Source organism: Streptomyces sp. NPDC058579 (genome assembly GCF_042718575.1).
In the GTDB taxonomy this organism is placed as follows: Bacteria; Actinomycetota; Actinomycetes; order Streptomycetales; family Streptomycetaceae; genus Streptomyces.
This window is the reverse complement of sequence record NZ_JBHXPI010000032.1, coordinates 65708-81562: the sequence shown is the minus strand read 5'-3', so window position 1 is coordinate 81562 and position 15855 is coordinate 65708. Positions and strand designations below refer to the sequence as shown.

Here is a 15855-nt window from a genome sequence, read left to right as displayed (position 1 = left end):
GCACCTTGGGTGCCGAGCCGGGCCTCCGGCGTGGACGACGCGGGTTACGGCAGTGCGAGCATCCGCTCGAGCGCCAGCTTCGCGAAGCTCTCGGTCTCCTTGTCGACCTGGATCCGGTTGACCAGCTTGCCCTCGGCCAGCGACTCGAGCGCCCACACCAGGTGCGGCAGGTCGATCCGGTTCATCGTCGAGCAGAAGCAGACCGTCTTGTCGAGGAAGACGACCTCCTTGTCCGGGTGCGCGTTGGCCACGCGGCGGACCAGGTTCAGCTCCGTGCCGATCGCCCACTTCGAGCCGGCCGGGGCCGCCTCCAGGGTCTTGATGATGTACTCCGTCGAGCCGACGTAGTCCGCGGCCGCCACGACCTCGTGCTTGCACTCGGGGTGGACCAGCACGTTGACCCCGGGGATCCGGGCCCGTACGTCCTCGACCGAGTCCAGCGAGAAGCGGCCGTGCACCGAGCAGTGCCCGCGCCACAGGATCATCTTGGCGTTCCGCAGCTCCTCGACGGTCAGGCCGCCGTTCGGCTTGTGCGGGTTGTACAGGACGCAGTCGTCCAGCGACATGCCCATCTCGCGCACGGCCGTGTTCCGGCCCAGGTGCTGGTCGGGCAGGAACAGGACCTTCTCGCCCTGCTCGAAGGCCCAGTCCAGGGCCCGCTTGGCGTTGGACGAGGTGCAGATCGTGCCCCCGTGCTTGCCCGTGAAGGCCTTGATGTCGGCCGAGGAGTTCATGTACGAGACGGGCACGACCTGCTCGGCGACGCCGGCCTCGGTCAGCACGTCCCAGCACTCGGCGACCTGCTCGGCGGTGGCCATGTCGGCCATCGAGCAGCCGGCCGCGAGGTCCGGCAGCACGACCTTCTGGTCGTCCGTGGTGAGGATGTCGGCCGACTCGGCCATGAAGTGCACACCGCAGAAGACGATGTACTCGGCCTCCGGCTTCGCGGCCGCGTCCTTCGCCAGCTTGAACGAGTCGCCGGTGACGTCGGCGAACTGGATGACCTCGTCGCGCTGGTAGTGGTGGCCGAGGACGAACACCTTGTCCCCGAGCTTCTCCTTGGCGGCCCGCGCGCGCTCCACCAGGTCCGGGTCGGAGGGAGACGGGAGGTCGCCGGGACACTCCACCCCGCGCTCGCTCTTCGGGTCGGCCTCGCGGCCGAGCAGCAGCAGGGCGAGCGGCGTCGGCTGGACGTCCAGGGGCTGGGCGGTGGTCACGTCACGCACCCTTTCTTTCTGCGGAAGAGCTGGCTTTTCGTCTAAATGACGCTATCTATCATAACCGCTTCACGTCAGTTTGACGATGGCCATAGTGTCGATGTGACGAGTTCGAGTGCGCGCGGGCGCTCGCTCCGGGTCCGCGAGCGGGTGTGCGAGCATGAAAGGGACAACGACGCGAAGCCGAGCCTCGCCCGGAATGAATCCGGGGCCCCGCTGGTTGGAACCGTCGGCAAGCAGTCTCCGTCTCCGTACAACCCGGGAGAGAAGCAGATGTCCGTATCGGACGAGAAGACCACTGTCAGCGACGGCATCCTCCTGTCTGACGCCGCCGCGGGCAAGGTCAAGGCCCTGCTCGACCAGGAAGGCCGCGACGATCTGGCGCTGCGCGTCGCCGTACAGCCCGGCGGCTGCTCCGGCCTGCGCTACCAGCTCTTCTTCGACGAGCGTTCGCTCGACGGCGACGTCGTCAAGGACTTCGACGGCGTCAAGGTCGTCACCGACCGCATGAGCGCCCCGTACCTGGGCGGCGCCTCCATCGACTTCGTCGACACGATCGAGAAGCAGGGCTTCACGATCGACAACCCGAACGCCACGGGCTCCTGCGCCTGCGGCGACTCGTTCAGCTAAGCCTCAGAGCAGTACGCCGAAGGCGGCCGCCCGGACTCCGGGCGGCCGCCTTCGCGCTTCTCAGGACGCCTCTCAGGGCCCTTCTCGGGGCGTCTCGGGTCACGTCCTCGGTACGGGCTCCCCGCTCGCCGCGTCCACGACCGCCCGGCCGCCGAGCGGCTGCTCCAGGGTCACCGTCCGGGTCACCTCCACCGCGATGGCGATGCACGCCCGGTCAGGGTCGATCGCCTTCTCCGTGATCCGTACGGAGACCTTGGCGGCGCTCTCCTCGGCCGTCGCCGTGTACGTGCTGCACACCCCGCCCCAGAAGGTCACCGACAGCTTCGTGCCGGCCCCGTCCACCCGGTACGACTGGATCTGCCGCGCGGGCGCCGTGCCCTCACCCTGGTCCGGCTTCGTGGTCGGGGTGGGCGTCGGCTTCGCCGGGGGCGCCAGATGCTCCGGCGCCACCGCCGTGCGCACGACCGTGTGGGGCTTCGCCCCGGCCTCCGCCTCCACCTGGAAGAGCCACGACGGTACGAGGGCCCGCTCGCCGTCCACGAACTGCGAGGCGAGCCCGAAGACCGCGCCCGTCACGGCCAGCTCGCGCGGCTCGTTCCTCGGCTCGCACGGCACGGTCGGCTCGGCCGCCGTGTCCCCGGCGGGCGCGTTCCCGGCCGGCGGGGCCGTCGCGCAGCCGCCGATGCCGATCGAGCCCGGAACGGCCGACCTGTTCAGCTCCTCCAGAGCCTTCTCGGCGCCGACCACCGGATACTCGACCGCCTTGGCCGGCTCCTTCAACTGCCCGCTGCCGGAGGCCAGTTCACCGCCGGGGCCGACCTGGATCCCGGTCGACCAGCCGTACGTCGGCAGCCCGCCCACGACCGGGTCGGCGTTGACCACCCGGAGCGAGCCCATGAGCTGGCTCGCGTCCACCTTCGCGTCGTCCTGGCCGACCGCCTTCAGGACCGGAGCGGCCGCCGCCCGCGCCGCCGCCTCGCTCACGGGGCCACCCTTCGGCGACTCCGCCTCTCCCGGGGGCGGGCAGGCCTTGCCCTTGAGGCAGGTGTCGCCGACCGGACCCCCGTCGTACCGCGCGAACGTCCAGCTGCCCGGCGCCTCGGCCGACACGTCGAGCCGCAGCCCCGAGCCGTCCTTCTCCGGCGCGAGCTTCCAGACCTCGCCCTCGAGGCGCGGTGTGCCCGCGATGCCCAGGGCCTTGGCCAGCCGGGTCACCTCCGCCGAGGTGACCCGGCCCTCGGGCCGGTGGACCGCGGCCGAGGAGGGCCCCTTGGGGAGTGGGCCCTTGGCCTTGTAGACGGCTCCGCCGCCGCTCGGGTCGGGCTCGCCGGGCGCGATGCCGGGACCGCCGTCCCGGTTCGCGCCGTCGCCCGAGGCGTCCAGGCTCAGCGGCGGGGGCGCCGCGGGGGCGCCGCTCGGCGTGCCGGTGCCGTCCGAGGTGTTCGCGAAGTACACCCCGCCGCCCCCGACGATCAGGACGCCCGCCGCGACCGAGGCCACGAGGAGCGGCCGGGGCCGCGTCCGCCGGTTCTCCGTACCGCTCACCGCATCGCTCCTTCGTCCCTGACCCGGGAGGACGCCTCCCGGAAGACATCAGTGGGACGGAACGGACGTGCGAGCGGTTCCGTCCCTCAGGCGCCGTATTCGGGCGTGGCGTCGATCAGCCGCGCCGAAGCGGGCGGCACGACGACCCCGTGGATCGCCGCGGGGGAGACCCGGGCGGGTGCGGCGTCCGCCGGAACCACCCAGTGCGGAGCCATGCGCGCGCTGGCGCCGCGCAGCTGGGCGAGGCTGAACTCGGACTCCTGAGGCTCGCGAGGAGCGGGTTGCGTGGACATGTGCGCACCGTACGCACGGCATGCCTCCGGGGAAAAGGCCTACTCTGGGGTAGTTTCCACTGTTCGGCAGGGTCCCTCCCAGCCGGTAGCGTGAACTGTCAACCGCTTTCCGTCCCGCAGGAGCGCCCAGCCGTGCGTATCGCAGTCACCGGCTCCATCGCCACCGACCACCTCATGACCTTCCCCGGCCGGTTCGCAGACCAGCTCGTAGCGGACCAGCTGCACACGGTCTCCCTCTCCTTCCTCGTCGACAACCTCGACATCCGGCGGGGAGGCGTGGGCCCGAACATCTGCTTCGGCATGGGGCAGCTCGGCGGCAACCCGATCCTGGTGGGTGCGGCCGGTTACGACTTCGACGAGTACCGCGCCTGGCTCGACCGGCACGGCGTCGACACCGGCTCCGTGCGGATCTCCGAGGTCCTGCACACCGCCCGCTTCGTCTGCACCACGGACAAGGACCACAACCAGATCGGCTCCTTCTACACGGGCGCGATGAGCGAGGCCCGGCAGATCGAGCTGAAGGCCGTCGCCGACCGCGTGGGCGGCCTCGACCTCGTCCTGATCGGCGCCGACGACCCCGAGGCGATGCTGCGGCACACCGAGGAGTGCAAGACGCGGGGCATCGCCTTCGCGGCGGACTTCTCCCAGCAGATCGCGCGGATGGACGGCCAGGAGATCCGCACGCTCCTGGACGGCGCCAGGTACCTCTTCTCCAACGAGTACGAGAAGGGCCTGATCGAGTCCAAGACGGGCTGGAGCGACGAGGAGATCCTCGGCCGGGTCGGCCACCGGGTCACCACCCTCGGCTCGCGCGGTGTCCGCATCGAGAGCGTGGGCGGCGAGACCATCGAGGTCGGCTGCGCCGAGGAGGACGCCAAGGTCGACCCGACCGGCGTCGGCGACGCCTTCCGGGCCGGCTTCCTGACCGGTCTGTCGTGGGGCGTCAGCCTGGAGCGCGCGGCCCAGGTCGGCTGCATGCTCGCGACGCTGGTGATCGAGACCCTGGGCACCCAGGAGTACACGCTGCGCCGCGCCAACTTCATGGAGCGCTTCACCAAGGCGTACGGCGACGAGGCCGCGGCCGAGGTCCAGACGCACCTGAGCTGACGCGACGCGCCAGGGGCTTCGCCGCGGCGGAGCCCCTACGCCACCCGCCGCACCACGTACGCCACCCCGCCCTTCGGGGACGGCTCCTCGCCCACGTACTCCTGGCCGCGCATCTCGCACCAGGCCGGGATGTCCAGGCGGGCCGCCTCGTCGTCGGCGAGGACCGTGACCGTGCCGCCCACCGGCACGTCGCCGATCACCTTCGCCAGCTCGATCACCGGGATCGGGCAGCGCCGGCCGAGCGCGTCCACCACGAGCGAGCCGGACGGGCCTGGCTCCGTGGCGGCCGCCCCCGGCGCCCCGAGCCGCTCCCGTACCCCCGCGACCACGCCCGGCAGCACGGTCAGGAAGCGGTCCACGTCCTCCTCCGTCGTGCCCACCGGCAGCGACACCCGGACGTTCCCCTCGCTCAGCACCCCCATGGCGCGCAGCACATGGCTGGGCGTCAGGGTCGAACTCGTACACGACGAACCGGACGAAACGGAGAAACCCTCCCGGTCCAGTTCGTGCAACAGGGTCTCTCCGTCGACATAGAGACAGGAGAAGGTGACGAGATGGGGGAGCCGGCGCACCGGATCGCCCACCACCTCCACGTCCGGCACCAGCTCCGGCACCCGCGACCTGATCCGGTCCACCAGACCCCGCAGCCGGGCCCCCTCGGCCTCCGCCTCCGCCCGCACCGCCCGCAGCGAGGCCGCCGCGGCCACGATCGCCGGCAGGTTCTCGAAGCCGGCCGCCCGCCCCGACTCCCGCTCGTCCGCAGGGCCTTGAGGGGCGAAACGGACACCCTTGCGGACCGCGAGCAGCCCCACGCCCGCCGGGCCGCCCCACTTGTGCGCGCTCGCCGCGAGCAGCGACCAGGCGCCCTCCACAGGTCCCCAGCCCAGCGACTGTGCCGCGTCCACGAGCAGCGGCACGCCCGCCGCCCGGCACGCCTCGGCGACCTCGGCCACCGGCTGCGCCGTCCCCACCTCGTGGTTGGCGGACTGCAGACAGGCAAGGGCCGTCCCCGGCCCCAGGGCCGCCGCGAAGGCAGCCGCCTCCACCGCGCCGGACCGGCCCACCGGAACCTCCGTCAACGACCCGCCGGCCGCCGCGTGCGCCTCGCCCGCGTGCAGGACGGCCGAGTGCTCGACAGCCGAGACCACCAGACCGGCCCCGACACGCCGACGCCCCGCGAGCGCGCCGGAAATTCCGGAATGCACCGCCCTTGTCCCCGAAGGAGTGAACACCAGCTCGTCGGGGCGGCAGCCCACCGCCTCCGCCGCGGCCTCCCGCGCCGCGTCGAGCAGCATCCTGGCCCGCCGCCCCTCGCGGTACAGCCGGGCGGGGTCGGCCCAGCCCTCGTCGAGGGAGGCAAGCAGCGCCTGACGGGCGACGGGGTGGAGCGGGGCGGAGGAGGCGGCGTCGAAGTAGGGCACCGGACCACGCTAGCCCCCGCTCCGTAATCCCCCGTCAGATGCCCCGCCCGCAGCGCCGATCGCCCCACGTCCGGGGGGTCGCGACCGCCCGGCGGAAGCCCGGCGTCCACCCCTTCGGGGAGTCGGACGGCGCGTTGGGCACCCTCCCCGCGCGACCCCAAATTGCGTCCAGTAGGGTTTGGTCCGCATAAACATCCAAACCCCTGCCCGCGGCCGGGGCGGCGACCGACCACGAGACGGACGGGCGTGGCCGACCAGCGCGGGCCGAGACTCTCGGGAAGGCGCTACGTGAGTCCCAACGGCTCCGACCTCCCCCGCACCCAAGGCGCGGGTGGTACCCCCACGTCTCGGCGCCCGATGCGGCGGAAGCTGCCGCAGGTGCTGACTGCGGGCCTGATCCTGGCGACAGCCACCGGCTGCTCGTACAACTGGGAAGACTTCCCCCGCCTTGGAATGCCCACCCCGGTCACGGAAGAGGCTCCCACGATCCTCTCCCTCTGGCAGGGCTCGTGGGCGGCGGCGCTCGTCACGGGCGTGCTGGTCTGGGGGCTGATCCTGTGGTCGGTCATCTTCCACCGGCGCAGCCGCACCAAGGTCGAGGTACCTCCGCAGACGCGGTACAACATGCCCATCGAGGCGCTGTACACGGTCACCCCGCTCATCATCGTCTCCGTGCTCTTCTACTTCACGGCGCGCGACGAGTCCAAGCTCCTGTCGCTCTCCGACAAGCCGGCCCACACGATCAACGTGGTCGGCTACCAGTGGAGCTGGGGCTTCAACTACGTCGAGAACGTGCCCGGAGTGAAGGGCGACGCCCAGATCGCCCCGAACCTCGACGCGATCCCGGACAAGTACCAGGACGACTTCCCGGCGAACGCCGGCGGTGTCTACGACGCCGGTATCCCCGGTGACCGGAACCCGCAGACCGGCAACCCGGGTCCGACCCTGTGGCTGCCGAAGGGCGAGAAGGTCCGGTTCGTCCTGACCTCCCGTGACGTCATCCACTCCTTCTGGGTGGTCCCCTTCCTGTTCAAGCAGGACGTCATCCCGGGTCACACCAATGTCTTCGAGGTGACTCCTACCCAGGAGGGCACCTTCATGGGCAAGTGCGCCGAGCTCTGTGGCGTGGACCACTCCCGGATGCTCTTCAACGTCAAGGTGGTCTCTCCGGAGCGCTACCAGCAGCACCTGAAGGAGCTGGCGGAGAAGGGGCAGACCGGCTACATCCCGTCGGGCATTGAGCAGACGGACCCGGCCAGGAATGCGGAGAAGAACCAACTGTGAGCATCCTCAACGAACCCCAGGGTGCGGCCGCGGCTGAGGACTCGTACGAGAACGAGCTCCCGGTACGCCGCAAGCAGCCCGGCAATGTCGTGGTGAAGTGGCTGACCACCACCGACCACAAGACGATCGGCACGCTGTACCTGGTCACGTCGTTCGTCTTCTTCTGCATCGGCGGACTCATGGCGCTCTTCATGCGCGCCGAGCTGGCCCGTCCGGGTACGCAGATCATGTCGAACGAGCAGTTCAACCAGGCGTTCACGATGCACGGCACGATCATGCTGCTGATGTTCGCGACGCCGCTGTTCGCCGGATTCGCGAACTGGATCATGCCGCTGCAGATCGGCGCGCCCGACGTGGCGTTCCCGCGGCTGAACATGTTCGCGTACTGGCTGTACCTCTTCGGCTCGATCATCGCGGTGGCCGGCTTCCTCACCCCGCAGGGTGCGGCCGACTTCGGCTGGTTCGCCTACTCCCCGCTGTCGGACGCCGTCCGCTCGCCGGGTGTCGGCGCCGACATGTGGATCATGGGTCTGGCCTTCTCCGGCTTCGGCACGATCCTCGGCTCGGTCAACTTCATCACCACGATCATCTGCATGCGCGCTCCGGGCATGACGATGTTCCGCATGCCGATCTTCACCTGGAACGTGCTGCTGACCGGTGTCCTGGTCCTGCTCGCCTTCCCGGTCCTCGCGGCCGCGCTGTTCGCCCTCGAGGCGGACCGCAAGTTCGGTGCCCACGTCTTCGACGCGGCCAACGGCGGCGCCTTGCTCTGGCAGCACCTCTTCTGGTTCTTCGGACACCCAGAGGTGTACATCATCGCCCTGCCGTTCTTCGGCATCGTCTCCGAAGTGATCCCGGTCTTCAGCCGCAAGCCGATGTTCGGCTACATCGGTCTGATCGCCGCGACCATCGCGATCGCCGGTCTCTCCGTGACGGTGTGGGCCCACCACATGTACGTCACCGGAGGCGTGCTCCTACCGTTCTTCTCCTTCATGACGTTCCTCATCGCCGTACCGACCGGCGTGAAGTTCTTCAACTGGATCGGAACGATGTGGAAGGGCTCGTTGTCCTTCGAGACACCGATGCTCTGGACGATCGGCTTCCTGGTCACCTTCACCTTCGGTGGTCTGACCGGCGTGATCCTGGCCTCGCCGCCGATGGACTTCCACGTCTCCGACTCGTACTTCGTCGTCGCGCACTTCCACTACGTCGTCTTCGGCACCGTGGTCTTCGCGATGTTCGCCGGCTTCCACTTCTGGTGGCCGAAGTTCACCGGCAAGATGCTGGACGAGCGGCTCGGCAAGATGACGTTCTGGACGCTGTTCATCGGCTTCCACGGCACGTTCCTGGTGCAGCACTGGCTCGGAGCCGAGGGCATGCCGCGTCGTTACGCGGACTACCTCGACGCCGACGGCTTCACCGCGCTGAACACGATCTCGACGATCTCCTCGTTCCTGCTCGGCCTGTCGATCCTGCCGTTCATGTACAACGTCTGGAAGACCGCAAAGTACGGCAAGAAGATCGAGGTCGACGACCCGTGGGGCTACGGCCGTTCGCTGGAGTGGGCGACCTCCTGCCCGCCGCCGCGGCACAACTTCCTCACCCTGCCGCGGATCCGTTCCGAATCCCCGGCGTTCGACCTGCACCACCCTGAGATCGCGGCGGTCGACCAGCTGGAGAACAAGCCGCACGAGGCCGAGGCTCTCACCGCCGGCAGCAGCAAGGAGGCCGGCAAGTGAAGATCCAGGGCAAGATGTTCATCTGGCTGAGCGTCTTCATCCTCGCCATGGCGATCCTCTATGGCGTGTGGTCGAAGGAGCCGGTCGGCACCACGGCGCTCTTCCTGGCCTTCGGCCTCGCCATCATGATCGGCTACTACCTGGCCTTCACGGCCCGGCGGGTCGACGCGATGGCGCAGGACGACAAGGAGGCCGACGTCGCGGACGAGGCCGGCGAGGTGGGCTTCTTCGCCCCCCACAGCTGGCAGCCGCTCTCGCTGGCCACCGGTGGTGCGCTCGCCTTCCTCGCCGTCGCGATGGGCTGGTGGATCCTGTACTTCTCGGCTCCGCTGATCCTGGTCGGCCTGTTCGGCTGGGTGTTCGAGTTCTACCGCGGTGAGAACCAGAACCAGTAGCACCACCCGCTTCACCCCGTAACACCCCGAGGGGCCCGGACACTTCGTCGCCACGAAGTGTCCGGGCCCCTCGTTTGCAGTACTCGACGCGCTGGTCGGCCGGAATGTTCTTACGGTGATGTCATGAACGACACGCCGCGCATTCGGACTGTTCTGAGCTGCACTCTTTTGGCCCTCCTCGTCAGCGTGGGCGCGGGCGCCTGCGCGGGCAGCGACGGCCATCCGCTCTCGGCGAAGCCGTACGACGCGGCGGAGCAGGTCTCCTTCAGCGCCCCCGAGGGCAGCAAGAAGGCCGACCCGGACAAGGCGCTGGAGATCACGGCCAAGGGCTCCGACGGCCGTATCACCGACGTCACGGCCGTCGACGCGACCGGGCACCACCTGGCCGGCGAACTGACCGCCGACGGCCACCTCTGGCGCTCCACGGGCTCCCTGACGGCCGGCGCCCGCTACACCGTCAAGGTCTTGGTGGAGGACGAGGACGGCGCCCCAGGCACCCGTACGTTCACCTTCGAGACCGCCCCGGCCAAGCGGGCCCTGACCGTCGCGTTCGGCCCGGAGGCGGGCAAGTACGGCGTCGGGCAGCCCATCACGGCCGACCTCAGCCTCCCCGTGAAGGACCGCAAGGCCCGCGCGGTGGTCGAACGGGCCCTGAAGGTGCGCTCCACGCCGGCCGTCCAGGGCTCCTGGCACTGGGTGGACGACAAGAAGCTGCACTTCCGCCCGAAGGAGTACTGGCCCACGGGCGCGGCGATCACCGTCACCGGCAACCTCGCGGGCGTCAAGGTCGGCGACAAGCTCTACGGCGGCGATTCGAAGCCGCTCAAGCTGACGATCGGCGACCGGATCGAGGCCGTCGCGGACGCCGGCTCGCACTACATGACCGTGCGGCGCAACGGAGAAGTGATCAATACCATTCCGGTGACCACCGGCAAACCGGGCTTCTCCACCCGAAACGGCATCAAGGTCGTGCTCGGCAAGGAGTACTTCGTACGGATGCGCGGTACCAGCGTCGGCATCGCGGAGGGCAGCTCGGAGTCGTACGACCTGCCCGTCTACTACGCCACCCGGGTCACCTGGAGCGGTGAGTACGTCCATGCCGCGCCCTGGTCCGTCGGCTCGCAGGGCGTGGCGAACGTCAGCCACGGCTGTGTCGGCATGTCGACGGGGAACGCGGCCTGGTTCTTCGAGACCGTCCGCCCCGGCGACATCGTGCAGACCGTCAACAGCTACGGCGACACGATGGACACCTTCGGCAACGGCTTCGGCGACTGGAACCTGGAGTGGAACAAGTGGCGCCAGGGCAGCGCCCTGGTGGCCGACGCCAAGAGCGCCGCCCACGAGCCCGACCCGAGCCGCCTCAAGCCCCTTGTCTAGGGCCCTCCGGCGCCGTTACGCGTCGATGGACAGGCGCTCGCGCAGCAGACCCGCCAGGGCCGCCGCGAACTCGACAGGTTCCACCGGAAGAGTGACCGCGGCGTCCGCCCGGCTCCAGGTCGCCAGCCAGGCGTCCTGCGGGCGGCCGATCAGGAGCAGCACCGGCGGGCAGCGGAAGACCTCGTCCTTGATCTGCCGGCAGACGCCCATCCCGCCCGCGGGCACGGCCTCGCCGTCCAGGACGCAGGCGTCGATCCCGCCCTCCTCGAGGCGTGCGAGCACGGCCGGGAGTGTCGCGCACTCGATGAACTCGACCGGCGGAACGTCGGCCGCGGGCCTGCGACCCGCGGCCAGCCGTACCTGTTCCCGCGTGTTCGCGTTGTCGCTGTAGACCAGGACCGTGGCGCTCGACTGCATCGTTCCTCCGTGAAGGTCATCAACCGATGCGCGGGATGCTACTCCGTCCCACACCCCGTCAACACCGGTACGACACCGGTTGGGAGGCCACTTCGATGGGCCGTTCGGGCTGGACAGAGGCCCCTGACACTCCGAACGGCACCCCCGGGAGTGAGGGCGGGATAAGCGACCGACATAATGTCGGTCGTGGCGACAGTAACGACAGTAGAAACCGGGCACGCGCACCCGTCGGTCAATCGACCGAACCTCACCAGCGTCGGAACCATCATCTGGTTGAGTTCCGAGCTGATGTTCTTCGCGGCCCTCTTCGCGATGTACTTCACCCTGCGGTCGGTGACCGGCCCCGAGTTCTGGACGGAAAAGGCCGACGCCTTGAACCTCCCGTTCTCGGCGACCAACACCACGATCCTGGTGCTCTCCTCCCTCACCTGCCAGCTCGGCGTCTTCGCCGCGGAGCGGGGCGATGTGAAGAAGCTCCGGACGTGGTTCATCATCACGTTCGTGATGGGTGCGATCTTCATCGGCGGCCAGGTGTTCGAGTACACCGAGCTGGTCAAGCACGAGGGGCTCTCGCTCTCGTCGGACCCGTACGGCTCGGTGTTCTACCTGACCACCGGCTTCCACGGCCTGCACGTGACGGGCGGTCTCATCGCCTTCCTGCTGGTCCTGGGCCGGACGTACGCCGCCAAGAGGTTCACTCACGAGCAGGCAACCGCCGCCATCGTCGTGTCCTACTACTGGCACTTCGTCGATGTCGTCTGGATCGGCCTCTTCGCCACGATCTACATGATCAAGTAATCGGGTCCCGGGACCCGAGCACATCCAGCAAGCATCGACGCAGAAGATCCTGACACCGGGGTAATCCGTGAAAAAGCTCTCCGCACGACGACGCCATCCGCTGGCGGCGGTCGTCGTCCTACTCCTCGCGCTGGCGGCCACCGGGGGGCTGTACACCGCGTTCGCGCCCACGGGCACGGCGAAGGCCGATGAAACCGCCCAGTCCCTCGCCATCGAGGAGGGCAAGAAGCTCTACGCCGTCGGCTGCGCCAGCTGCCACGGAACCGGCGGTCAGGGCACCACTGACGGCCCGTCCCTGGTCGGCGTGGGTTCGGCGGCCGTGGACTTCCAGGTCGGCACGGGCCGTATGCCGGCCCAGCAGCCGGGCGCCCAGGTGCCGAAGAAGAAGGTCATCTACTCGCAGGCTGAGATCGATCAGCTCGCGGCGTACATCGCCTCCCTCGGCGCCGGCCCGATCACACCGACCGAGGGCCAGTACAGCCCCGACGGCGCCGACATCGCCCGTGGTGGCGACCTGTTCCGCTCCAACTGTGCCCAGTGCCACAACTTCACCGGTGAGGGCGGCGCGCTGACACACGGCAAGTACGCCCCGAACCTCGAAGGCGTGAGCCCGAAGCACCTGTACGAGGCCATGCAGACCGGCCCGCAGAACATGCCGTCCTTCCCCGACACGACCATGCCGGAGAAGGAGAAGAAGGACATCATCGCGTACGTCCAGGCTGTCAACGGCGAGAAGGCCGACAGCCCCGGCGGGCTCAGCCTCGGCGGCCTCGGCCCCGTCAGCGAGGGTCTGTTCGCGTGGGTGTTCGGTCTGGGTGCGCTGATCGCAGTTGCCGTCTGGGTCGCGGCCCACACCGCTAAGGCCAAGAAGTCATGAGTAGCCAAGAGATTCCAGAAGAGAACCTGCCCGCAGAGCAGGACACCGCGCACGGCGCGGTGAAGGTCCTCGACGACCCGTTCGCGGACCCGGGCCTCCCGCCCCACAAGCCGCGCATCCAGGACATCGACGAGCGGGCCGCCAGGCGGTCCGAGCGTGCGGTCGCCTTCATGTTCACGCTGTCGATGCTGGCCACCGTTGGCTTCATCGCCTCGTACGTGATCTTCCCGGTCGACAAGATCGTCTACATCTGGCCGTTCGGCCGGGTGAGCGCGCTCAACTTCGCCCTGGGATGGACGCTCGGCCTGGCGCTGTTCTTCATCGGCGCGGGCGCGGTCCACTGGGCCCGCACCCTGATGTCCGACGTGGAGATCGCCGACGAGCGCCACGCGATCCAGGCGTCGCCGGAGACCAAGGCGAAGGTCATGGCGGACTTCGCGGCCGGTGCCGCCGAGTCCGGCATGGGCCGCCGCAAGCTCATCCGCAACACGATGTTCGGCGCGCTGACGCTCGTACCGCTCTCCGGCATCGTGCTGCTGCGTGACATGGGCCCGCTGCCCGAGAAGAAGCTCCGGTCCACCCTGTGGGCCGACGGCAAGCAGCTCATCAACATGAACACGCACGAGCCGCTGCGTCCCGAGGACGTCGCCGTCGGTTCGCTGACCTTCGCGATGCCCGAGGGCCTCACGGAGCACGACCACGACTTCCAGGTCCAGATCGCCAAGGCCGCCCTGATGATCGTCCGGATTCAGCCGGAGGACATCAAGGACAAGCGCGAGCTGGAGTGGTCGCACGAGGGCATCGTCGCCTTCTCGAAGATCTGCACCCACGTCGGCTGCCCGATCTCGCTGTACGAGCAGCAGACCCACCACGTGCTCTGCCCGTGCCACCAGTCCACCTTCGACCTCTCCGACGGCGCCCGCGTCATCTTCGGCCCGGCCGGTCACGCCCTTCCGCAGCTGCGGATCGGTGTGAACGACAAGGGCAACCTGGAGGCGCTCGGCGACTTCGACGAGCCCGTCGGCCCGTCCTTCTGGGAGCGCGGATGAGCACTGTGACCGATTCGAAGAAGAAGGCACCCGCCGGTGAGCGGGTCGCCGACTGGGCCGACGGCCGCCTGGGGATCTACTCCCTGGCCAAGGCCAACATGCGGAAGATCTTCCCGGACCACTGGTCCTTCATGCTGGGTGAGATCTGCCTCTACAGCTTCCTCATCATCATCCTCACGGGTGTGTACCTGACGCTGTTCTTCCACCCGTCGATGAACGAGGTGGAGTACCACGGCAGCTACATCCCGCTGCAGGGTCAGCTGATGTCCGAGGCGTTCAACTCGACCATGCACATCTCCTTCGATGTGCGCGGTGGCCTGCTCATCCGGCAGATCCACCACTGGGCGGCGCTGATCTTCCTCGCCGGCATGTTCGTGCACATGATGCGCGTGTTCTTCACGGGCGCGTTCCGCAAGCCGCGTGAGATCAACTGGCTGTTCGGCTTCCTGCTGTTCTTCCTGGGCATGTTCACCGGCTTCACCGGTTACTCGCTCCCGGACGACCTGCTCTCCGGCACCGGTGTCCGCTTCATGCAGGGCGCGATCCTGTCCGTGCCGGTCATCGGCACGTACCTGTCGATGTTCCTGTTCGGCGGGGAGTTCCCCGGCGGCGACTTCGTCGCCCGGTTCTACTCGGCGCACGTCCTGCTGCTGCCCGGCATCATGCTGGGTCTGGTGGTCGCCCACCTGATCCTGGTCTTCTACCACAAGCACACGCAGTTCGAGGGCCCCGGCCGTACGAACAAGAACGTCGTGGGCATGCCGCTGCTGCCGGTCTACATGGCCAAGGCCGGAGGCTTCTTCTTCCTGGTCTTCGGTGTCATCGCGATCATCGCGGCGATCGCCTCGATCAACCCGATCTGGGCGCTCGGCCCGTACCGCCCGGACCAGGTGTCCACCGGCGCCCAGCCCGACTGGTACATGGGCTTCGCCGAGGGTCTGATCCGTGTGATGCCGGGCTGGGAGATCAACCTCTGGGGCCACACGCTCGTCCTGGGCGTGATGATCCCGCTGGCGATCTTCCCGGCGGTCCTCGCGGCCATCGCGGTCTACCCGTTCATCGAGTCCTGGATCACCGGCGACAAGCGCGAGCACCACATCGCGCAGCGCCCGCGCAACGCTCCGACGCGCACCGGCTTCGGTGTCGCCTGGATCACCGCGTACATGATCATGCTCGTCGGTGGTGGAAACGACCTCTGGGCCACCCACTTCCACCTGTCGCTGAACTCGATCACCTGGTTCGTCCGGATCTTCTTCTTCGTCGGACCGGTCATCGCGTTCATCGTGACCAAGCGGATCTGCCTCGGCCTCCAGCGCCGGGACAAGGACAAGGTGCTGCACGGACGCGAGTCCGGCATCATCAAGCGCCTGCCGCACGGTGAGTTCGTCGAGGTCCACCAGCCGCTCAGCCAGGGCGAGCTGTACAGGCTCACGGCGCACGAGCAGAACCAGCCGGCCGAGCTCGGCCCGCTGGTCGACGAGAACGGCGTCGAGCGCAAGGTCGGCCGCATGGAGAAGCTCCGCGTCAAGCTCAGCAAGGGCTACTACGGCGAGGACCACCAGATCGCCAAGCCGACCGCCGAGGAGTACAAGGAGATCACGAGCGGCCACGGCCACCACTGATCACCTGATCGCCTGACCACAAGGTCGCCACAGCGAGAGCCCCGTCCATTCGATGGACGGGGCTCTTTGCCGTGCTGCCGGATC

At 68.8% G+C, this 15855-nt stretch carries 15 protein-coding genes; 10 read left to right on the top strand and 5 right to left on the bottom strand.

The annotated features are described in order from the left end of the window. Positions 1–44 precede the first annotated feature (44 nt). The gene (gene nadA / locus ACFWRO_RS27790; protein ID WP_384514367.1) at positions 45–1226 is read right to left on the bottom strand and encodes a quinolinate synthase NadA; all 1182 of its coding nucleotides are present in this window, start codon (positions 1224–1226) and stop codon (positions 45–47) included. 264 nt (positions 1227–1490) lie between these two features. Here nadA and ACFWRO_RS27785 point away from each other — a divergent pair, with 264 nt between their 5' ends. Continuing rightward, the gene (locus ACFWRO_RS27785; RefSeq protein ID WP_205375817.1) at positions 1491–1847 is read left to right on the top strand and encodes an iron-sulfur cluster assembly accessory protein; all 357 of its coding nucleotides are present in this window, start codon (positions 1491–1493) and stop codon (positions 1845–1847) included. Between the two features lie 99 nt (positions 1848–1946). Here the strand turns inward: ACFWRO_RS27785 and ACFWRO_RS27780 are convergent, their stop codons facing one another. Then, on the bottom strand, positions 1947–3392 hold the full coding sequence (locus ACFWRO_RS27780; protein ID WP_384514363.1) for a hypothetical protein: 1446 nt from the start codon (positions 3390–3392) through the stop codon (positions 1947–1949). An 86-nt stretch (positions 3393–3478) separates the two neighbouring features. Next, positions 3479–3685, bottom strand: a complete 207-nt coding sequence (locus ACFWRO_RS27775; protein WP_384514360.1) for a hypothetical protein — start codon at positions 3683–3685, stop codon at positions 3479–3481. A 132-nt stretch (positions 3686–3817) separates the two neighbouring features. Between ACFWRO_RS27775 and ACFWRO_RS27770 the strand changes: the two genes are divergently transcribed. Then, entirely contained in the window at positions 3818–4792 is a 975-nt protein-coding gene (locus ACFWRO_RS27770) for a carbohydrate kinase family protein (protein ID WP_384514357.1), read from the top strand. A 35-nt stretch (positions 4793–4827) separates the two neighbouring features. Here ACFWRO_RS27770 and ACFWRO_RS27765 read toward each other — a convergent pair whose 3' ends face one another. After that, entirely contained in the window at positions 4828–6213 is a 1386-nt protein-coding gene (locus tag ACFWRO_RS27765) for a cysteine desulfurase/sulfurtransferase TusA family protein (RefSeq protein WP_384514354.1), read from the bottom strand. 288 nt (positions 6214–6501) lie between these two features. On the opposite strand from ACFWRO_RS27765, the gene coxB reads away from it, so the two are divergent. The 4 genes from coxB (at position 6502) to ACFWRO_RS27745 (ending at position 11008) form a co-directional block, all read left to right on the top strand. Next, complete coding sequence (coxB, locus tag ACFWRO_RS27760; protein ID WP_384514351.1) at positions 6502–7497, top strand: cytochrome c oxidase subunit II; 996 nt, start codon at positions 6502–6504, stop codon at positions 7495–7497. After that, entirely contained in the window at positions 7494–9236 is a 1743-nt protein-coding gene (gene ctaD, locus ACFWRO_RS27755) for a cytochrome c oxidase subunit I (protein WP_384514348.1), read from the top strand. Before coxB ends, ctaD begins: the two co-directional genes overlap by 4 nt. Further along, positions 9233–9631, top strand: coding sequence for a cytochrome c oxidase subunit 4 (locus tag ACFWRO_RS27750; RefSeq protein WP_384514345.1), 399 nt, complete (start codon positions 9233–9235; stop codon positions 9629–9631). The genes ctaD and ACFWRO_RS27750 overlap by 4 nt, the downstream gene beginning before the upstream one ends. A 123-nt stretch (positions 9632–9754) precedes the next feature. Further along, positions 9755–11008: an Ig-like domain-containing protein gene (locus ACFWRO_RS27745; RefSeq protein ID WP_384514342.1), complete on the top strand. Its 1254-nt coding sequence runs from the start codon at positions 9755–9757 to the stop codon at positions 11006–11008. A 15-nt stretch (positions 11009–11023) separates the two neighbouring features. Here the strand turns inward: ACFWRO_RS27745 and ACFWRO_RS27740 are convergent, their stop codons facing one another. Next, positions 11024–11425: a hypothetical protein gene (locus ACFWRO_RS27740; protein WP_384514339.1), complete on the bottom strand. Its 402-nt coding sequence runs from the start codon at positions 11423–11425 to the stop codon at positions 11024–11026. A 177-nt stretch (positions 11426–11602) separates the two neighbouring features. Here ACFWRO_RS27740 and ACFWRO_RS27735 point away from each other — a divergent pair, with 177 nt between their 5' ends. The 4 genes from ACFWRO_RS27735 to ACFWRO_RS27720 all read left to right on the top strand — a co-directional run bounded on the left by ACFWRO_RS27735 (position 11603) and on the right by ACFWRO_RS27720 (position 15771). Beyond that, a complete protein-coding gene (locus ACFWRO_RS27735) occupies positions 11603–12223 on the top strand; it encodes a heme-copper oxidase subunit III (RefSeq protein WP_384514335.1) in 621 nt (206 codons plus the stop codon). A 67-nt stretch (positions 12224–12290) separates the two neighbouring features. Next, a complete protein-coding gene (locus ACFWRO_RS27730) occupies positions 12291–13100 on the top strand; it encodes a c-type cytochrome (protein WP_384514332.1) in 810 nt (269 codons plus the stop codon). Then, complete coding sequence (locus ACFWRO_RS27725) at positions 13097–14149, top strand: Rieske 2Fe-2S domain-containing protein (protein WP_384514329.1); 1053 nt, start codon at positions 13097–13099, stop codon at positions 14147–14149. Before ACFWRO_RS27730 ends, ACFWRO_RS27725 begins: the two co-directional genes overlap by 4 nt. Continuing rightward, entirely contained in the window at positions 14146–15771 is a 1626-nt protein-coding gene (locus tag ACFWRO_RS27720) for a cytochrome bc complex cytochrome b subunit (RefSeq protein ID WP_384514326.1), read from the top strand. Before ACFWRO_RS27725 ends, ACFWRO_RS27720 begins: the two co-directional genes overlap by 4 nt. Positions 15772–15855 lie beyond the last annotated feature (84 nt).

Coding starts and splice junctions, on each gene's coding strand:
- ACFWRO_RS27745 (WP_384514342.1), top strand. CDS start 9,755: ATGAACGACACGCCGCGCATTCGGACTGTTCTGAGCTGCACTCTTTTG.
- ACFWRO_RS27740 (WP_384514339.1), bottom strand. CDS start 11,425: ATGCAGTCGAGCGCCACGGTCCTGGTCTACAGCGACAACGCGAACACG.
- ACFWRO_RS27725 (WP_384514329.1), top strand. CDS start 13,097: ATGAGTAGCCAAGAGATTCCAGAAGAGAACCTGCCCGCAGAGCAGGAC.
- ACFWRO_RS27775 (WP_384514360.1), bottom strand. CDS start 3,685: ATGTCCACGCAACCCGCTCCTCGCGAGCCTCAGGAGTCCGAGTTCAGC.
- ACFWRO_RS27735 (WP_384514335.1), top strand. CDS start 11,603: ATGTCGGTCGTGGCGACAGTAACGACAGTAGAAACCGGGCACGCGCAC.
- ACFWRO_RS27720 (WP_384514326.1), top strand. CDS start 14,146: ATGAGCACTGTGACCGATTCGAAGAAGAAGGCACCCGCCGGTGAGCGG.
- ACFWRO_RS27785 (WP_205375817.1), top strand. CDS start 1,491: ATGTCCGTATCGGACGAGAAGACCACTGTCAGCGACGGCATCCTCCTG.